This is a genomic window from Actinophytocola sp. (assembly GCF_045807065.1).
In the GTDB taxonomy this organism is placed as follows: Bacteria; Actinomycetota; Actinomycetes; order Mycobacteriales; family Pseudonocardiaceae; genus Actinophytocola.
The window spans coordinates 1-16,605 of record NZ_JBJMIE010000285.1 but is presented as its reverse complement, the minus strand read 5'-3'; the positions used below and the strand labels follow the sequence as shown (position 1 = coordinate 16,605).

Sequence of the window (16,605 nt, the reverse complement as noted above, 5' to 3'; positions counted from 1 at the left end):
GTCGATGAGGAGCTATCGGGCTGGGGATTCCAGAACTCGATCAATCGGCTCCGACCGATTGGCGGCATCGATGGCCGCTTCATCGCGTTCTACCTGATCGCGCTGCGGTCTAGCGGTTTCATCCGTGCCTACTCCAACGTTGTCTCGATGCCGCACCTCACGGCGGAGAAGCTCGCAAGAATCCCGATTCCAATGCCCCCGCTAGAGGAGCAGCGCACCATCGCCGACTACCTCGACCGTGAGACCGCTCGTATCGCCACGCTCATCGAAGAGCAGCAGCATCTAATCGAGATGCTCCGCGAGCGTCGGATTGCCGTCATTGCGCATGCGACGTCACAGGGTACGGACATCGAGTTCCGGCGCGTCATTTTGGCACTTCGTCAGGGTTGGAGCCCCAACTGTGAGAGTTGGCCCGCTGATGGAGTTAAGGAATGGGGAGTCCTGAAAGTCGGGTGCGCGAACACGGGACGATTCGACCCTGCCGAGAACAAGCGGCTCCCGGACGAGGAGACTCCGCGGCCAGAGTTCGCGGTTCGTCGGGGCGAACTCGTCATGTCTCGCTCAAACACGAAGGATCTGGTGGGTGCTGCCGCTGTAGTGGACGGGGACTATCCTCGGTTGCTTCTCTCTGATCTCACGTATGGCATCTTGCTCACGGCCGACGCAGATCCCGCGTTCGTCGCGTATGCGCTCGCCTCTGCTGGCGTGCGCGTGCAGATCAGAGCTGCATCGAAGGGTATGAGCCACTCGATGCAGAAGATCTCTCAGCGGGACATTCGGGAGCTTCGCCTCCAGTTGCCAGCGCTGGACGAGCAGCGCCGTATCGCGGTGTACCTCGACGGGCAGACCGCGAAGATCGACACGCTCATAGCCGAGACCAAGCAGTTCATCGAACTCTCGAAGGAGCGGCGGTCGGCGCTGATCACGGCGGCGGTGACGGGGCAGATCGACGTACGGGAGATGGTGTGATGGCGAATCACCACGAGGTCGTCTTCGAGACCGAGATCTGCAAGTACCTGCACGACCATGGATGGCGTTACTCAGCTGATGACACCGGATACGACCGGGAGCGGGCGCTCTTCCCGAAGGACCTGTTCGCCTGGCTGGAGGGGACCCAGCAGGCGGCGTACGAGAAGGCTTTGAAGGCGGCGGGGTCGAAGGCGAAGTTCCTCGACGTGCTGACCACGGCGCTCGACAAGCCTCTCGAACATGGCGGTGGGACGTTGAACATCCTGCGCAACGGGGTGCAGTACATCGGTGGCGGCCGGTTGAAGATGGCGCAGTTCCGACCGGACACCAGCCTAAACGCAACCACCAGCGAGCAGTACGCGGCGATGCGGGTGCGGGTGATGCGGCAGGTACACTTCTCCACCGCTGATCAACGCAACATCGACCTGGTCTTCTTCGTCAACGGACTCCCAGTCGCCACCGTGGAGCTGAAGACCGACTTCACCCAGTCGCTAGACGAGGCGATCAACCAGTACCGGAAGAAACGGCACCCGCTGACCAACGGGCGGCCAGAGCCGCTGCTGTCGTTTGGGCACCGGGCGCTGGTGCACTTCGCGGTCTCCAACGACCTGGCCGCGATGACCACCCGACTCGAAGGCGAGAAAACCCACTTCCTGCCGTTCAACATGGGTCACAACAAAGGCGCGGGGAACCCGCCGGGTGCGGCTGGGCGGTCGGCTACGGCGTACCTGTGGGAGCGAGTCTGGGAGAAGCACGCCTGGCTCAACATCATCGGCCGACTGATGATCGTGGAGATCAAGGAGGAATGGGACGTCGCCACCGGCACGTCGGTGCGGCGTACAAGCATGCTCTTTCCTAGGTTTCACCAGTGGGAGGCCGTGACGAACATCGTGGCCGCGGTGCGCGAGGAGGGGGTGGGGCAGCGCTACCTGATCGAGCACTCGGCGGGTTCGGGGAAGACGAACACCATCGCCTGGACCGCGCACCGGCTGGCGCGGTTACATGTGAACGACCAAAAGCTCTTCGACTCGGTAATCGTGGTCGTGGACCGCACCGTGCTCGACGGCCAGCTCCAGGACGCGATTCGCCAGATCGACGGGTCGGGAAAAATCGTGGCCACGATCAGCCCGGAGGACGTGCGCAAGGCGGGGGCCAAGTCGAAGTCCGGGCTGTTGGCGACCGCGTTGAAGAACGGGGAGCTGATCATCGCGGTGACGGTGCAGACCTTCCCGTTCGCACTCGACGAGATCCGGGCCGACAAGGGTCTGAAAGGTAAGCGGTTCGCAGTGATCGCCGACGAGGCGCACTCCTCACAGTCTGGACAGACCTCTTCCAAGCTCAAGGCCGTGCTGACCGCGGAGGAGGTCAAGGAGATCGAGGAGGGTGGCGAGGTCGACGCCGAGACAATCCTGGCCTCTGAGATGACCGAACGGGCCGAGTCGAAGAACATCTCCTACTTCGCGTTCACCGCGACGCCGAAGAACAAGACGCTGGAGCTCTTCGGCCGTAAGGGGCCCGACGGCAAGCCCGTCGAGTTCCACCTCTACTCGATGCGGCAGGCCATCGAGGAGGACTACATCCTCGACGTGCTCAAGGGTTACCAGACCTACGACACCGCGCTGAAGATCGCCGGACAGGCCGAGAGCGGCGACGGTAGCGAAGTGGTGGAGGAGGCTGCAGCGAGGAAAGGGCTGATGCGGTGGGTGAAGCTGCACCCGACCAACATCAGCCAGAAGGTGCAGATCATCGTCGAGCACTTCCATGTCAACGTCGCCCGTCTGCTGGAAGGCAAGGCGAAGGCGATGGTCGTGACCGACTCGCGTAAGGCCGCAGTGAAGTACAAGAAGGCGATCGACGCCTACATCGCCAAGCGGGCCGCCATGGACGCCTCGTACAACTATCGCACCCTGGTCGCCTTCTCCGGGTCAGTGACGATGGCCGAGGACGAGGAGTGGGCTTCGGACTGGGGGCCGCAGCCGAGCAAGGACGACGAGTTCACCGAGGCCAACCTAAACGCCGGCGCCGGCTCGGATCTGGGCGCCGCCTTCAAGGGCACGACGTACAAGATCATGCTGGTCGCGAACAAGTTTCAGACAGGATTCGACCAGCCACTGCTCTCGGCAATGTACGTCGACAAGAAGCTCTCCGGGGTCACTGCAGTGCAGACGCTCTCCCGACTCAACCGCACCCATCGCACTGCGGGCGGGGAGCAGAAGCGCAAGACATTCGTCATCGACTTCGTGAACAAGCCCGAGGACATCCGGAGCGCGTTCGAGCCTTACTTCACCAATGCCACCCTCGAGACCGAGACCGACCCGTACGTCGTCGTCCACCTCACTAACAAACTCGCCCAAGCTGGGATCTACACGCCGGAGCAGGTGCGTGAGGTTGCCGGACTGTGGGTCGGCCGCAAAGGCAACAACGCGCTCTCCGCCGCAATCAGCCCGGCCAAGAACGAGTTCGCCCGCCGCTACGCGGCTGCGATCGAGGCCGATGACAAGGTCACCCTCACCACCCTCGACCTGTTCCGCAAGGACGTCTCCACCTACGTCCGACTGTACGACTTCATGAGCCAGATCATCGACTACGGCGACCCTTACATGGAGATGCTGTCGATCTTCCTGCGGCTTCTGGAGAAGGTGATCGCAGACTCGTCGTGGGCCGCGGAAGTCGACCTCTCCGACGTGGTCCTGGTCGGCGTCAAGCACAGTAAGGGGCCCGCGGTCGACATCTCGCTGACCGGTGACGGTGAGCTGAAGGGGATCGGTGCTGCGGGCACCGGGGCGCGGAAGGAACCGAAGTACGTCGCCCTCCAGGTTGTCATCGACAAGATGAACGATCTCTTCGGCGCCGAGTCGTTCACTGCGTCGCAGGTTCGGGAGTTCGTTCAGGGCCTGGTGGAGCGGCTGCTTGCCTACCCGGAGCTGGTCAACCAGACCAAGGTGAATTCGAAGAAGCAGTTCATGGAGTCACAGGACTTCCAAGCCGCGGTCACCGAGGCCGTCGTCGAGAACCAGGAAGCCCACAACACCATGGCCGACTACTTCTTCAGCGACGGTCCCGCCATCAGCGCGGTCATCATGGCGCTCGCGGACGCCTTCTACGAGGCCGCGATCGATCAGCAGACAGAGGCGTGAGCAGCCCAGGCCCGATCTGGGCCGGTGAACGGCCACAACTGCTTACCCGAAGTGGGTGATCCTCAACACATCAGCATGGGTCCCTGATGGTTCAGCCTCCGTGGGTCTCAGTTCGGGTCTCAGTTCCGTTCGATCCGACTTGGTTCCAACCAGACGACGCACCCACGTTGACCTGCCGAGACGACGCGACAGGACCCCTCTGAACGAACCGGAGCGGAATTGGAAATCGTGTTGGGTGTTAAAACCCTCGCGGGTTCAAATCCCGCATCCTCCGCGCTTCTGAACAGGCAGAACGTCCGGCGTCCTTTGATTGTGGACGCCGGACGTTCTGCATCTCAGAGGTATTAGGGGGATGTCCTCGCACTCAGCTCAGGCTGGTTCGCACGCCGTCAGGCCGTCGTCGGTGTCTAGGTTGATGAAGGTCAGCAGCTGATTGCTGTCCGTGACGGGGTTGCGTCCGGTTAGCTGTCGAGTCCGGTCAGCCGTGTGAGTGTGGCGAAACCGTCGTGGGTGCCTGGCCAATGTGCCTGGACGGCATCGATGCCTGCGCGTTTGACCACGCTGCGGAGTACGGCCGTGACGATGATCGCGTCGTCGGCGTAGCCCAGGACGGGGACGAAGTCGGGGATCAGGTCGATCGGGAGCGCTAGGTAGACCAGCAACAGGGCAATTCGGACACGGACCGCACGGGGTAGTGACCGGTCCGCGGCTAGGCGGCGGATCAGGCGTAGGACGTCCGGGAGCAGTCGCAGCGCCTCACGTAGGAGGCCGCCGCGTGGTCTTACGACTAGGAGCATGACCACCAGGGCGACCCATGCCAGCAACAGCGCGGACGCGACGCCCAGGACCAGGTCCCACCAGAACGAGCCAGTCATCGCTGGGCCAGTGATGGGGTTTCGGCGGGACGTGCGTCCTCCTCGGGCGCCGCCGGCTCGGCCCGCTTCGCTGTATCGCGGGCAGCGTGCTCTGCGGCCGGGACGACGGACGTCATGCGCGCAGTTTCGCCCCCGTGACGGACTCGGTCAACGAGACGCGGCACATCGGGACATGCCCTCGCGGGATCAGAGCCGGCGTCCTCCGCGCTTCTGGACAGGCCCGGTGGCGTCGACGGGGCTTGATGGGATGCTGGGGTTGGTTGCGCCGGCCGCCATGGCTGGCGCAACCGCCCTGGTTACTCCTCCTCGAGGGCGTGGTCCGCCTTGCCGGGGGTCGGGTCCCGGGTGAGGTCGATCAGCGGGTGGGGCTCCGCGCCTTCCGGGGCGGCGTGGCGGCCCGTCTTCGGCAGGTCTTCTTCCTGGTCAGGCATGACGTCCTCCTCGTTACTCCCACGTCAGATCAGCGAGTATCCCGCATCGTGGGTGGCGCCGCTGCGGGACCAGTGGGTCTTGAGCGTGTCGGTTGGGACGTCCGGTATCGTTCCTCCCGGTAGCGTGTCCGAGCGGCCGAAGGAGCGCGCCTCGAAAGCGCGTGAAGGTTCACGCCTTCCGTGGGTTCAAATCCCACCGCTACCGCTCGGCGAGGGTGACGTGTGTCTGCGGAGAGCGCAGACCTCGTCGCCTCGCCATTTTTTTGGGGGTGCGACCCCCAAACCCCGCCCGGCGGGGCTTCGCCCCCCGGAGCCCCCCTCTTGGGTAGTGGCCGTCTCCTCGGGGTGGCCTTCCCTTCGGTGCTGGTTCGCCGGCAGCTTTTCGTTGGAGTGGTGGGGGTCGGCTCGCTTCGCTCCCCGGGCACCTCTCCTGGGTAGCGGATCTCTGCTCAAGGATGGCCTTCCTTGGGGTGCTGGTTCGTGGACACCTTCTCCCTTGGAGTGCGGGGGTTCGGCTCGCTTCGCTCCCCGGGGCATCTCTTCTTGGGTAGTGGACCTCTGCTCAGGGGCGGCCTTTCATGCGGCACTGGGTCGCGGACGCTTTTCCTCTTGGAGTGCGGGGGTCGGCTCGCTTCGCTTGCCGGGGCACCCTCTCCCGCGCAGGGAGCCTTCCCTCAGGGCGGTCTTCCATGCGGCACTGGGTCGCAAACACCTTTTCCCTTGGAGCGGGGGGCGGGGGGCTTCGCTCGTCGGGGCACGCCTTCTGGGTGGGGGATCTCTCCTTGGTCCGCCTTCCTTGGGGTGCTGGTTCGCGGGCGCTTTCTTCCCTGCTGTGGGGTTCGGCTCGCCTCGCTTCCCGCAGCCCCTCCTGGGGCGCGGTCCTTCTCCTCACGGGTGGTCTTCCTTGGGTGTTGGTTGGCGGGCGCCTTCTGTTGGAGTGGGGGTGGCTCGCTTCGTTCCTTGGGCGTTCTCGGGGTGTTGTTGGTGGGGTTGGTTCCGAGTGTTGGTTATTTCGTTGGTTTGATCTCTTCCAAGGTTGGGTTGTTGGGTTTTCTTGGTTGGGTGCTTTGGTGTGGGGCTTGTGGCTTGGTGGTGCTTGGGGCTCTCCTTGGGTTGGTTCTTGGCTTCTCCTTCCTCTTCGTGTTGGGGGGTTGTGGGTGGTTGCTCCGGTTGGGTGGGTTACTTATCGGTAGTGGGGTTGTTCGGGGGTGGGGGATCCGGTGATTCTTTGGAATGCACCTGAATGACCTAGTTCGGTTTCGTGGTTGGGCATTTATTCTGTGGGTGGCCGCCTGCCGTGCCGGCGAAACCGGCAGGCGGTCGCATGCTGTCGGATGGGAGGAGCGTTGTTTATGCTCAGGAACTTCACCGGCTGGTTGGACTCCTACATCTCGCGGAAAGAGCCCTGCGCCGTGTTGCGTGCGCTTGTCGTTCTGATGGCAGTTGTCGGGGTTGCTGGGTGTTTGTTCGATTCGACTGGCATTAGAGCGGCGGCAATTGTCGGGGTGATTGTGTTCGGGGTTTCGGCGTTGGGGATCCTGCTTGCGGATCGGTATCGGTTGCAGTTGGGGCATGACACCCAGCGGGAGTTGCTCGCGCGTTACTGCGACTTTGTGATCGACAACCGGATGGCGCCGCTCGTGTCCATTGAGAACTGGCATCACAAGGTGTATGTCGAGGCCAACGGGGACGTGCGGGAGGTGGCCATGATCAAGGCGATCGCCCTGCGGGACGAGGTGCACTTCATCCGGTTCCACCTCGGCAGCGAGTGGGACCAGCCGGAGGAGTACCGACGCAACGTCACCATCCGCGCACGTGGCATCAGCGTCGACGGGGTCCTCGGGCCACAGTGGAACGTCACCAACACCTGGTTGTCCGAAGCCAAGCTGAACACGATCGTCCACTTTCGGTCACCCGTTCGACGGGGTGAGGAGGTGCGGCTCGAAATGGTGCGGTTCTGGCCCGCCAAATGTCAACCCATGATGCGGTTCGGCGTTCCCGAGGACTTCTTCTTCCGGACCACCGACCTCCTGCGCATCAAGCAGTTCGAGTACCAGGTCACCCTTCCGCTCGGGTTCGACGTCGCGCACTCGCCGATTGGTTTCACGGCACCCGACGAGCACACCAGCATCGACACCTACAGCGACGTCCAGGGACGCCGCGTCGTCGTTTGTCGGGCTGCCCGGCTGCCCAAGCGGCAATCCGTCGGAATGCGCTTGGAATTGGTGTAGTCCGCGAAAAACGAACTACACCGACGCACGTGCGACTCAGTCGTCGCCCTCGCTGCCACCCATTCCTTCTCTCCCTGTGTACGGCCGCATTTCTTGCGGCGGACGCAGGAGAAACTATTCAATTAAGATCAACTAGCGCAACCGCTGTCACACCATTGGGCAATTGACAGCGCCGAATGGGCCCTGTGGCACGACGACCGGATGATCAAGGGTGATCAGGCGGGCAGTGCGCCGATCACCGTGTCGCCGTCCATCCTCAGCACGCGACCGCCGGCCGTGCCGAGGTCCCGCAGCGTCTCGAACGCCTCGGGGTCGCTCAGGTCGATCGGGAACTCCTCCCGACCCGCGTTGCGCAGGTCTTCCAGGGCCAGCCGCGCCTCGTGACCAGCGCGGACCGTCGACGCCAGGCCGCCCGTCGACGCCAGCGAACCTCTTGCCGCACCGAGGCGCCCGAGCGCGTCGTCGACCGCATCCAGCAGCGGGCCGCGGTTGCCCTCGCACATCGCCAGCACCAGCTCCGGCCGCGTGCCCATCACCCGCGTGCCGTCGGTGAACGAGCCCGCGGCCAGTGACAGCGCCAGCGAGCCGCCGTCGGCGCCAGTTGCCGCCAGCACCGCGGCCAGCAGGTGCGGCAGGTGGGAGATCCGCGCCACCGCCGCGTCGTGCTCCCGCGCGGTGGTCGGCACGACCTGGGCGCCGCAGTCAAGTGCCAGCTCGGCCGCCGCGCGCCACGCGTCCCGCGGGGTGTCCTCCTCGGTCGCGACCACCCACGGCGCGCCGTCGAACAGGTCCGCCGAGCCGGCCGCCCAGCCCGACGCCGACCGGCCGGCCATCGGGTGGCCGCCCGCGTACCGGGCGGACGGCAGCCGCCGCGCGACCGCCTCGATCAGCGGTTCCTTCACGCTCACCACATCGGTGAGCAGGCACGCCGGCGCGTGCTCGGCCACCAGCCGCAGCACCTCGTCGACCGCCGGCAGCGGCACGGCCAGCACGACCAGCGCGTCCTCGCGCGCGGCGCGGTCCAGGGCCGCGGCCACGGTCGGTTCGACGCGCTGGTCGGGCACCGCGACGTCCGCCGCGCCGAACACCTCCCGGCCCGCGCGTGCCGCCGCACGCAGCACAGAACCGCCGATCAGCCCGAGCCCGATCACACACACTGGTCGCCGCACGGAGGTCATCTTCCACCACACCCGAGGAGCGCATCGACCCCGCTCAGCGCAACGCGTCGAGCGCGAACGCGGCGTACATGGCGACCCCGTGCGCGAACGCGGACTCGTCGAAGTGCACCCGGTTCGAGTGGTTCGGCGCCGCAGCCTCCGGGGTGACGCCCGGCGGGCACGCGCCGAGGAACGCCATCACGCCCGGCACCTGCTGCAGCACGTACGAGAAGTCCTCCGACGCCATCAGCGGCTCCGGCATCAGCGCGCTGTTCTTCTGCCCCAGCACGGCACCCGCCAGCTCGAGCACGTGTGGCGCGACCGCGGCGTCGTTGTTGGTGGCCGGGTAGCCGGTGTCGATCCGGAACGTCGTCGTGCACCCGTGGGCCGCGGCGATGTGCTCGCACACCTTCGGGATCTCCGCCTGCACGATCTCGCGGGCGCGGTCGGACAGCGTGCGCACGGTGCCCTGCAGCTCCGCCGTCTCCGGGATGATGTTGGACGTCGTGCCGGCGGTGATCCGCCCGATCGTCAGCACCGCCGGGTCGAACACGCTGAACCGCCGCGTGATCATCGTCTGGAGTGCGCCGACCATCGCGGCCGCCGCCGGCACCGGGTCGACCGCGCGGTCGGGCATCGCGCCGTGGCCGCCCTTGCCCTTGACGGTCACGGTGTACGCGTCGGCGCTCGCCATCATCGGACCCGGCCGGCACATCACCACCCCGGACTGCGCGGTCGACGTGATGTGCAGCGCGAACGCCTGCTCGACCGGCCGGCCCGCGGCCTCCAGCACGCCGTCCTCCAGCATGTGCCGGGCGCCGTGCTCGCCCTCCTCGCCGGGCTGGAACATGAACACGACCTTGCCGGTGAGCGCGGACTTCCGGCTCTCCAGCAGGCGGGCGGCGGACACGAGCATCGCGGTGTGGGTGTCGTGTCCGCACGCGTGCATCCGGCCGTCCTCCTCCGACGAGAACGCGAGGCCGGAGTCCTCCTGGAGGGGCAGCGCGTCCATGTCACCGCGCAGCAGCACGGTGGGGCCCGGCCGTTCGCCGTTGAGCACCGCGATCACGGACGTGCAGGACTTGCCCGTGCTGACGTGCAGACCGAGCCCGTCCAGCGCGTGCAGCACCGCCGCCTGCGACTTCGGCAGGTCGAGGCCCAGTTCCGGGTGCTTGTGCAGCCGCCGGCGCAGCGACACCGTCCGTGGCTGCAGGGCACGAGCGGCGTCGAGCAGGCCGGTGAACCGGGGGTCGTCGACGAGCGATGCGGTGGTCATCCGTAGATGATCGCACCGATTCGACGCTGCGTGAGGATCACGGGCCGTAGCGCCGGTCGGCGGAACTACTACGGCACCTCGTCTTCCTGCCGGAGAGGCGGAGGAATACCGTATCCCCATGTCGGAGCAGGACCCGGTAGCGGGCTTCGCGGTCGCCGTCGTTCGCGAAGAAGGCAAGTGGCGGTGCACGGCCATGGCCGGCGACGCACTCCGCGAGCTGGACGCGGCGATCACCGAGCTGCGCAAGATCAGGTCCACTGGCGCGGCGTTCGGGCTGCTCGACGTCGACGACCAGTTCTTCCTCGTGGTGCGACCGGGCCCGGGCGGCGTGCAGCTGTTCGTGTCCGACGCGGCGGCGGCACTGGACTACGACGTGGCGGCCGACGCGCTGGACCTGCTGCGCGTGGACCCCCCGGCCGACGACGACGATGACGAGGTGTGGCCGGAGGGTGCGCTCGACATCCTGGCCGACATCGGGTTACCAGCGCCGGAGCTGCAGGTGATCGCCGGCGAGGTGGACCTCTACCCGGACGAACAACTGCAGATCATCGCGCAGCGGTGCGGTTTCGCCGACGAGTTCAACCAGCTGCTCGACAGTCTGGACAGCATCGCGCAGTGACCTCGCGCAGTGACGAGGACCTGGTCCGCGCCGCGCTCGCCGTGGCCGCGGCGGCCGGGGACGACGTGCCGATCGGGGCACTGGTGGTCGCACCGTCCGGTGAGGTGCTCGCGTCCGCGCGCAACGCGCGGGAGGAACTCGGGGACCCGACCGCGCACGCCGAGGTCCTGGCGTTGCGGGCCGCGGCCGCGCGGTTCGGTGACGGGTGGCGGCTGGGTGGCTGCACCCTGGTCGTGACGGTCGAGCCGTGCACGATGTGTGCCGGCGCGCTGGTGCTGGCACGGGTGGCACGGCTGGTCTTCGGGGCGTGGGAACCGAGGACAGGTGCCGTGGGGTCCCTCTGGGACGTGGTGCGGGACCGGCGCCTGACGCACCGGCCGGAGGTGGTCGGGGGCGTGCTGGCGGACGAGTGCGCGGCGCTGCTGGACGGCTTCTTCGCCGCGCACCGGTCCGGTCAGTAGCTGCCGCTCTTCGGCATGAGCCACCAGAGGATCAGGTAGGCGACGAACTGCGGGCCGGGGAGCAGGCAGGACAGGAGGAACGCCAGCCGCACGTGGCTGACCTTCCAGCCGTAGCGCGCGGCTATGCCCGCACACACGCCGGCGATCATCTTCTTGCTCTGGGGCCTGGTCAACGTGGTCATGACTTCACCATCCCGGGTGCCGGTGCCTGGGGCATCGTTGATAACCCCGGGATTACCCCTGAGGTACGGCCCTAAAGCCGGGTGGCGACATCCGGGTAGGTGACCGGGAGGCCGTCGGTGTCCACGACGATGTCCGCGTCGCGGTAGGCGTCCCGGTAGTTGATGACGGCGCCCTGGTCGGTGATCTCCACCGTGCGGTAGGTCTGGCGGACACGGGTCACCGTGAGGTCCGGCGTGGCGATGTACAGCACGGACAGCTCCGCCTCGCCCATCTTCCGGTGCAGGCCGAGGCGGCGGATGGGCAGGGCGGTGAAGGTCACCGAGCCGGCCACGTCGACGTCGGTGGCGCCGTCGAACTCGCTGCGCTCCACGCCCTCGCCGCGGTCGATCAGCCAGATGCCGTCCTCCGTGCGGCGCACCGAGACCTGGCGTTCGGTGTCCGCGGCGGTGGTCCGCAGCAGGCCGCGGCCCACGTCACCGAACCGGGCGGCGGTGAACTCGAACGATGCGCTGAACGGCGCCTCTGATGCGACGACGAGCCGTCCGGACGCGCGGAGCCGGCCATCGCGGACGAACAGGCGGACCTGCTCCAGACTGGTCCTGGCGAGACCCTGCCAGGTGACGATGGTCGGCTTGCGCGACCCGGGCGGCGGCGTGGTCACCGGTCGCTCTGGTCGTTCGGCCTGTTGGGGATGGCGTCCTGGATCTTGTCCACGACCTGGTCGACCTGCTCGTCGTGACCGAACCGCTTCTTGGCGAACTCGCCGGCCTTCTCGACGCCCTGCTCGATCTTGTCGCCATGCTTCTCGACGAGATCCGCCGCCTTGTTCTTCAGGTCATCGAAGTTGATGCCCAACTGAGAACTCCCTTCGCGCACTCCGTCACAACCTACTACGGCCGAATGGTGGCCTACCCGGGAAATCCGGGCAGACCACCATTCGCGGACCTTACGGGCCGGTAGGTCAGGCGCGCTTGCGGCGACGCAGGAACAGCAGCGAGCCGACGCCCCCGGCCAGCAGCACGACACCGATCAGGACCGGGACGAAGATGGACGCACCGGTCTCGGCCAGCGCACCCGAGGTGTTCTTCGGCTGCGGAGCCGGCGTGGCCGACGTGCTGGTCGGCGTGGTCGGCACCGGCGAGGTCTCGGTGGTGGTGGTCGGCGGAGCCTCGGAGGAGGTCGGCGAGACCTCCTTCTCGGTCCACTTGGCGCCGGCGGACGCGACGATCTCGCTCTTCTCGGCCTTCGCCACGATCAGCGACTGGGTCGGCTGCTCGGCGTAGTTCTCACCCACGAACAGGCGGCCCGTGTCGACACCGGCGGTGGCGGTCAACTCGAACGTGCCGTTGCCCTCCTTGGCGTCCGCGGGGACGTCCAGGAACAGCTTGCTGCCGTCCTTGACCTGCTCGGAGGTCAACTCCTTGCCGTCGGCGTCGACGACCTTGACGCCCGCGGGCAGCTTGGTGGTCAGCTTGGTGACCTGACCCGTGGTGGACACGGTGAACGGACCGATCTTGTCGCCCGTGACGCCGGTCGCGTCGGCCGGGGAGATCGCGAGTGCCGGGGTCGGCTGCTCGCCGATGCCGACGTTGTCGTTGCCGGTCAGGTACTTGTACAGCGCGACGACGTCCGCACCGGAGTCCATCGGCCCCTTGGGCAGGGGGTTGGCCTCGTCCAGGTTCTTGCCGTCACTGAAGTGCCACACGGCGGCCTGCGTCGCGGAGATGGCTTCCTTGTCGCTGATGCCGTTGGTGACCTTGACGCCCTGGTCGGTCAGCGTCTTGGCCAGCGCCTCGGTGCCGACGACCGGGTAGCCGTAGTGCAGGATCCAGTTGATCTTCGACCGGTTGGCGTGGAACGGCGACTTCGGGTTCGGGTAGGAGTCCCACGACTTCTCGACCATGCCGTGCTGCGTGTCGATGCGCGTGTCGATCTCCACGCAGTACATCTGAAGCTCGGTGCGGGAGCCGTCGTCGACCTGGAAGCCGATCAGGCTGGTGGCCATGTCGTCGTAGTTCTTGCCGACGTTCACGTGGTAGCCGTTGGTGTACCCGTGGTCGTCGACGTGGCCCGACACGGGGTCCGCGCCGGCCGGGATGGCCGCCGTCATCACCGCTACCGAGGCGCCCACGACAGCCGCTCCGGCTCGGGCGAGCTTCAACCGTCTGGCCATGACACTCCTTTTTGGTCCGAACGACAATCTGCCCCGTGTCTTCTCACCGATCTTTGGTGAGAGGGAAGTCGATCAGGCGAGGGCGCACTTTACCCAGCGCGGCGCTCCCGTCAACTACGGGGGGTACCGAAGCGGCTACAAGATCGACCTGTCGCGATCTTGTCCGGCGGATAGTTCCGGGGAGAAATCGCCCGCCGGCCATGAGTTGCGGCTATCGTCCTGCCTGTGACCGGATGGCAGTCGGGTGGCGACCAGGGCGGCTGGAACCCCAACCAGTCGTTCGGTCCGGAGGCGCAGACCAACAGGTATGACGACCCGTACAACTACGGTTCCGACCCGTATCCCGGCCTGCAGGACCAGCCCCAGTACGGCACCAATCCGTACGCCGCCGGCGGCGGTTACGACCCTCACCAGCAGCAGTACCCACCAACGGGTGGATTTCCCGCGCCCGGTTACGGCCCGCCGCCACCGCCACCCAAGCGGTCGAAACTGCCGATGATCCTCAGCCTCGTGGCGATTGTGATCATCGTCGGGGCGGTCGTCGCAATTGTGCTGTTCAACCGGACGGACAGCAGCGGCCAGCCGACCGCGCAGAAGGACACGAACTCGACGACCACGTCGAAGGACAATTCGTCGTCCGCGAAGCCGACATCACCCACTAGTGGCGGCGGAAGTGGCACAGATCACGCTGATTGGATCGCCATCGACAACGCCGGACTGAGCTACCAGGTGCCGGCGGACTGGCAGCGGTCGGACGGCGCGGTGGACAGCGGGTTGGACGTCCAGTTCAACGGCGTCGCGAACTACGGGATCTACGAATGCGAGAGCAAGAGCTACGTGCGGACCTTCGCCGCGAGCGGGAGCGTGCAGGGCAAGGACGAGAAGGACCTGGACCTGGCCACCACGCTGGAGGACTTCGCGAAGTCGTTCGCCGCGAAGGGCTACAGCCCGGACTCGACGGTGGACGTCCCGACGCCGACCGAGGTCAAGATCGGCGACAAGACCGGCATGACCGTCACCGCGAAGGTCAAGGTCAAGGTGACCATCCCCAACTGTCAGGCCACCGACGCCGAGGTCGCGATCGTGGGCGTGCCGGTGGCGGAGCAGGGCAAGCCCAAGGGCGTGGCCATGCTGGTGGTGGTCAGCGACGTGAGCGGCGGTCCTAGCGAGACGAAGACCCTCGACCCGGCGGTCACCCAGGACATCCTGAAGACGGTCAAGGTCGGCTGACCCCGCCCGGTGCGGCGCCGGTCAGCCGGCGGCGGACCAGCGAGTGACCACCTCGTCCAGGACGGCGAGCGGAAGGGCGCCGTTGCCGAGGACCTGGTCGTGGAAGGCGCGGATGTCGAACTCGTCGCCGAGGGCCTGCCGCGCCGCCGCACGCATGCGGAGGATCTCCAGGCGGCCGACCATGTACGACAGCGCCTGCCCGGGATACGCGATGTACCGGTCGATCTCGTTGCGGACGTCCAGGTCAGCCATCGGGGTGTTCTCACGCAGGTAGGCGATGGCCTGCTCGCGGCTCCAGCCCTTCGCGTGCATGCCCGTGTCCACGACGAGGCGGCCCGCGCGCATCGAGTCCGTCGCCAGCATGCCGAGGCGCTGCACGTCGCTGGTGTACAGGCCCATCTCGTCGGCCAGCCGCTCGGTGTACAGGCCCCAGCCCTCCGCGTACGCGGTCGGGTTGACCACGCGGCGCAGCATCGGCAGGTGGGTCAGCTCCTGCGCGATCGTGATCTGGAAGTGGTGGCCGGGCACGGCCTCGTGGAACGCCGTCACCTCCGACGCGAACTTGTCGCGCTCCTCGACCTGGTGCGTGTTCGCGAAGTAGATGCCCGGGCGGCTGCCGTCCATCGAGGGACCCATGTAGAACGCCGCCGGGGAGCCCGGGGCGTCGTTCGCGGGCACCGGTTCGATCTTGCACTGCTGGGAGGCGAGCAACCCGAACCACTCCGGCGCCGCGGCCTCGGCCCTGGCCACCGCCTCGCGTGCCGTGGTGAGCAGTTCGTCCTCGTCGCGCCAGCGCATGGCCGGGTCGGACTTCATGCGCGCGAAGATCTCGGCGCGGTCCGACGTGCCGAACACCCGCCGGCCGAGCGACGCGTACTCGTCGGTGAGCGCGGCGATGATGTCCAGGCCGGTCCGGTGCAGCTCGTCGGGGGTGTGGTCGGTGGTGGTGTGGACACGCGCGAGCCGGCGGTACAGGGCCTCACCGTCCGGCAGCCAGCACACGCCGACCCGGTCGTCGGGACGGCCCGGGGCGACCAGCTCCTCGGCGAGGACCCGGCGGTACGCGGCGAAGGCCGGGCGCACCACCGAGGCGAGGACCTCCTCGCGGCGGGCGGCGAACTCGGCCGGGACCTCCTGCCGCGCCAGCGGGTCCGCCGAGGGCGTGGCCAGGTACCGGTCCAGGTGCGCGACGGCCTTCTCGACGAGGCGCGCGACCGGCACCCGCCCGGCGGCCACGCCCGCGCGGTGGCGGTCGGCGACCACGGCCAGGTACGCGGGGATGGCACGCAGCCGGGCCAGGTAGTCCTCCTGGGCCTGCGGGGTGTGGAGTGTCAGCATCGGCAGCGCCATGATCAGCTCGGCGGCCGGCGCGACGAACAGGTCGCTGATCGCGAACTCCACCTGCGCCGCGTCCAGCCGATCGACCAGCTCGCCGGCGTGGTGGACGACCACGGCCCTGGTCACCGCGTCGTCCGCGGACAGGCCCGCGGGGTCGACGGCCTCCGCCCTGGCCGCCACGTCCGCGAGGCGTGCCCGCAGCTCCGCCTCGGCGGCGGGCGACGGGTCGGCCAGCTCGCGACCGTATCCGGGGATCCCCAGGACGGTCGCGTACAGCGGGTCCGACCTGAAGTACAGCTGGACAAGCTCGTCGGCGAGCGGCAGCACGTTCGTCACGACCGCAACGCTACCGGTGTTCTGCCTGGTACTCCCGCCATCGACGCAGCAGCTCGGGGATCTGGTCGCGGAGGAACTCGAAGAACTGGCGGCTCGTCTCCAGCCGCCATCCGGCCTTGGTGTCCGGCCCGACCGCGGCAACGCCCTCGGCCATGGCCTGCGCCCACTGCTCCATCTGTTTGTCCCGGT

General features: G+C 67.1%; 15 protein-coding genes and 1 tRNA gene. 7 read left to right on the top strand and 9 right to left on the bottom strand.

Annotation, left to right across the window (positions count from 1 at the left end):
* Together ACJ73U_RS16560 and ACJ73U_RS16555 are read left to right on the top strand one after the other, a co-directional pair.
* The coding region (locus ACJ73U_RS16560; protein WP_407778519.1) for a restriction endonuclease subunit S at nucleotides 1–969 on the top strand (969 nt) is incomplete at its 5' end.
* Nucleotides 969–4,106 carry a type I restriction endonuclease subunit R gene (locus ACJ73U_RS16555; protein WP_407778518.1) on the top strand — a complete coding sequence of 1,046 codons (3,138 nt, stop codon included), beginning with the start codon at nucleotides 969–971 and terminating at the stop codon, nucleotides 4,104–4,106. The genes ACJ73U_RS16560 and ACJ73U_RS16555, both read left to right, overlap by 1 nt.
* A 461-nt stretch (nucleotides 4,107–4,567) precedes the next feature.
* On the opposite strand, the gene ACJ73U_RS16550 is transcribed toward ACJ73U_RS16555, so the two are convergent.
* Together ACJ73U_RS16550 and ACJ73U_RS16545 are read right to left on the bottom strand one after the other, a co-directional pair.
* Entirely contained in the window at nucleotides 4,568–4,981 is a 414-nt protein-coding gene (locus ACJ73U_RS16550) for a YkvA family protein (protein ID WP_407778517.1), read from the bottom strand.
* A gap of 296 nt (nucleotides 4,982–5,277) precedes the next feature.
* Nucleotides 5,278–5,412 carry a hypothetical protein gene (locus ACJ73U_RS16545; RefSeq protein WP_407778516.1) on the bottom strand — a complete coding sequence of 45 codons (135 nt, stop codon included), beginning with the start codon at nucleotides 5,410–5,412 and terminating at the stop codon, nucleotides 5,278–5,280.
* 118 nt (nucleotides 5,413–5,530) lie between these two features.
* On the opposite strand from ACJ73U_RS16545, the gene ACJ73U_RS16540 reads away from it, so the two are divergent.
* Nucleotides 5,531–5,617 (top strand) — tRNA-Ser (locus ACJ73U_RS16540).
* A 1,147-nt stretch (nucleotides 5,618–6,764) separates the two neighbouring features.
* Nucleotides 6,765–7,643, top strand: coding sequence for a hypothetical protein (locus tag ACJ73U_RS16535; protein ID WP_407778515.1), 879 nt, complete (start codon nucleotides 6,765–6,767; stop codon nucleotides 7,641–7,643).
* A 215-nt stretch (nucleotides 7,644–7,858) separates the two neighbouring features.
* Here the strand turns inward: ACJ73U_RS16535 and ACJ73U_RS16530 are convergent, their stop codons facing one another.
* Both ACJ73U_RS16530 and ACJ73U_RS16525 read right to left on the bottom strand, forming a co-directional pair.
* Nucleotides 7,859–8,821, bottom strand: a complete 963-nt coding sequence (locus ACJ73U_RS16530; protein ID WP_407778514.1) for a prephenate dehydrogenase — start codon at nucleotides 8,819–8,821, stop codon at nucleotides 7,859–7,861.
* 34 nt (nucleotides 8,822–8,855) lie between these two features.
* Nucleotides 8,856–10,076 carry a M20 family metallopeptidase gene (locus tag ACJ73U_RS16525; protein WP_407778513.1) on the bottom strand — a complete coding sequence of 407 codons (1,221 nt, stop codon included), beginning with the start codon at nucleotides 10,074–10,076 and terminating at the stop codon, nucleotides 8,856–8,858.
* Between the two features lie 118 nt (nucleotides 10,077–10,194).
* On the opposite strand from ACJ73U_RS16525, the gene ACJ73U_RS16520 reads away from it, so the two are divergent.
* Together ACJ73U_RS16520 and ACJ73U_RS16515 are read left to right on the top strand one after the other, a co-directional pair.
* Nucleotides 10,195–10,695: a tRNA adenosine deaminase-associated protein gene (locus ACJ73U_RS16520; RefSeq protein WP_407778512.1), complete on the top strand. Its 501-nt coding sequence runs from the start codon at nucleotides 10,195–10,197 to the stop codon at nucleotides 10,693–10,695.
* Nucleotides 10,692–11,156 (top strand): nucleoside deaminase, encoded by a 465-nt coding sequence (locus ACJ73U_RS16515; RefSeq protein ID WP_407778511.1) that lies wholly within the window; start codon nucleotides 10,692–10,694, stop codon nucleotides 11,154–11,156. Before ACJ73U_RS16520 ends, ACJ73U_RS16515 begins: the two co-directional genes overlap by 4 nt.
* Here the strand turns inward: ACJ73U_RS16515 and ACJ73U_RS16510 are convergent.
* The 4 genes from ACJ73U_RS16510 to ACJ73U_RS16495 all read right to left on the bottom strand — a co-directional run bounded on the left by ACJ73U_RS16510 (nucleotide 11,150) and on the right by ACJ73U_RS16495 (nucleotide 13,512).
* On the bottom strand, nucleotides 11,150–11,338 hold the full coding sequence (locus ACJ73U_RS16510) for a PspC domain-containing protein (RefSeq protein WP_407778510.1): 189 nt from the start codon (nucleotides 11,336–11,338) through the stop codon (nucleotides 11,150–11,152). The two genes, ACJ73U_RS16515 and ACJ73U_RS16510, sit on opposite strands and share 7 nt — an antisense overlap.
* Nucleotides 11,339–11,409: 71 nt before the next feature.
* Nucleotides 11,410–12,000, bottom strand: coding sequence for a putative glycolipid-binding domain-containing protein (locus tag ACJ73U_RS16505; RefSeq protein ID WP_407778509.1), 591 nt, complete (start codon nucleotides 11,998–12,000; stop codon nucleotides 11,410–11,412).
* Nucleotides 11,997–12,194, bottom strand: a complete 198-nt coding sequence (locus ACJ73U_RS16500; protein ID WP_407778508.1) for an antitoxin — start codon at nucleotides 12,192–12,194, stop codon at nucleotides 11,997–11,999. Before ACJ73U_RS16500 ends, ACJ73U_RS16505 begins: the two co-directional genes overlap by 4 nt.
* A gap of 106 nt (nucleotides 12,195–12,300) precedes the next feature.
* Complete coding sequence (locus tag ACJ73U_RS16495) at nucleotides 12,301–13,512, bottom strand: Cys-Gln thioester bond-forming surface protein (RefSeq protein WP_407778507.1); 1,212 nt, start codon at nucleotides 13,510–13,512, stop codon at nucleotides 12,301–12,303.
* A 225-nt stretch (nucleotides 13,513–13,737) separates the two neighbouring features.
* On the opposite strand from ACJ73U_RS16495, the gene ACJ73U_RS16490 reads away from it, so the two are divergent.
* Nucleotides 13,738–14,742: a hypothetical protein gene (locus tag ACJ73U_RS16490; protein WP_407778506.1), complete on the top strand. Its 1,005-nt coding sequence runs from the start codon at nucleotides 13,738–13,740 to the stop codon at nucleotides 14,740–14,742.
* A gap of 21 nt (nucleotides 14,743–14,763) precedes the next feature.
* Here ACJ73U_RS16490 and ACJ73U_RS16485 read toward each other — a convergent pair whose 3' ends face one another.
* Nucleotides 14,764–16,416 (bottom strand): DUF885 domain-containing protein, encoded by a 1,653-nt coding sequence (locus tag ACJ73U_RS16485; protein WP_407778505.1) that lies wholly within the window; start codon nucleotides 16,414–16,416, stop codon nucleotides 14,764–14,766.
* Nucleotides 16,417–16,605 lie beyond the last annotated feature (189 nt).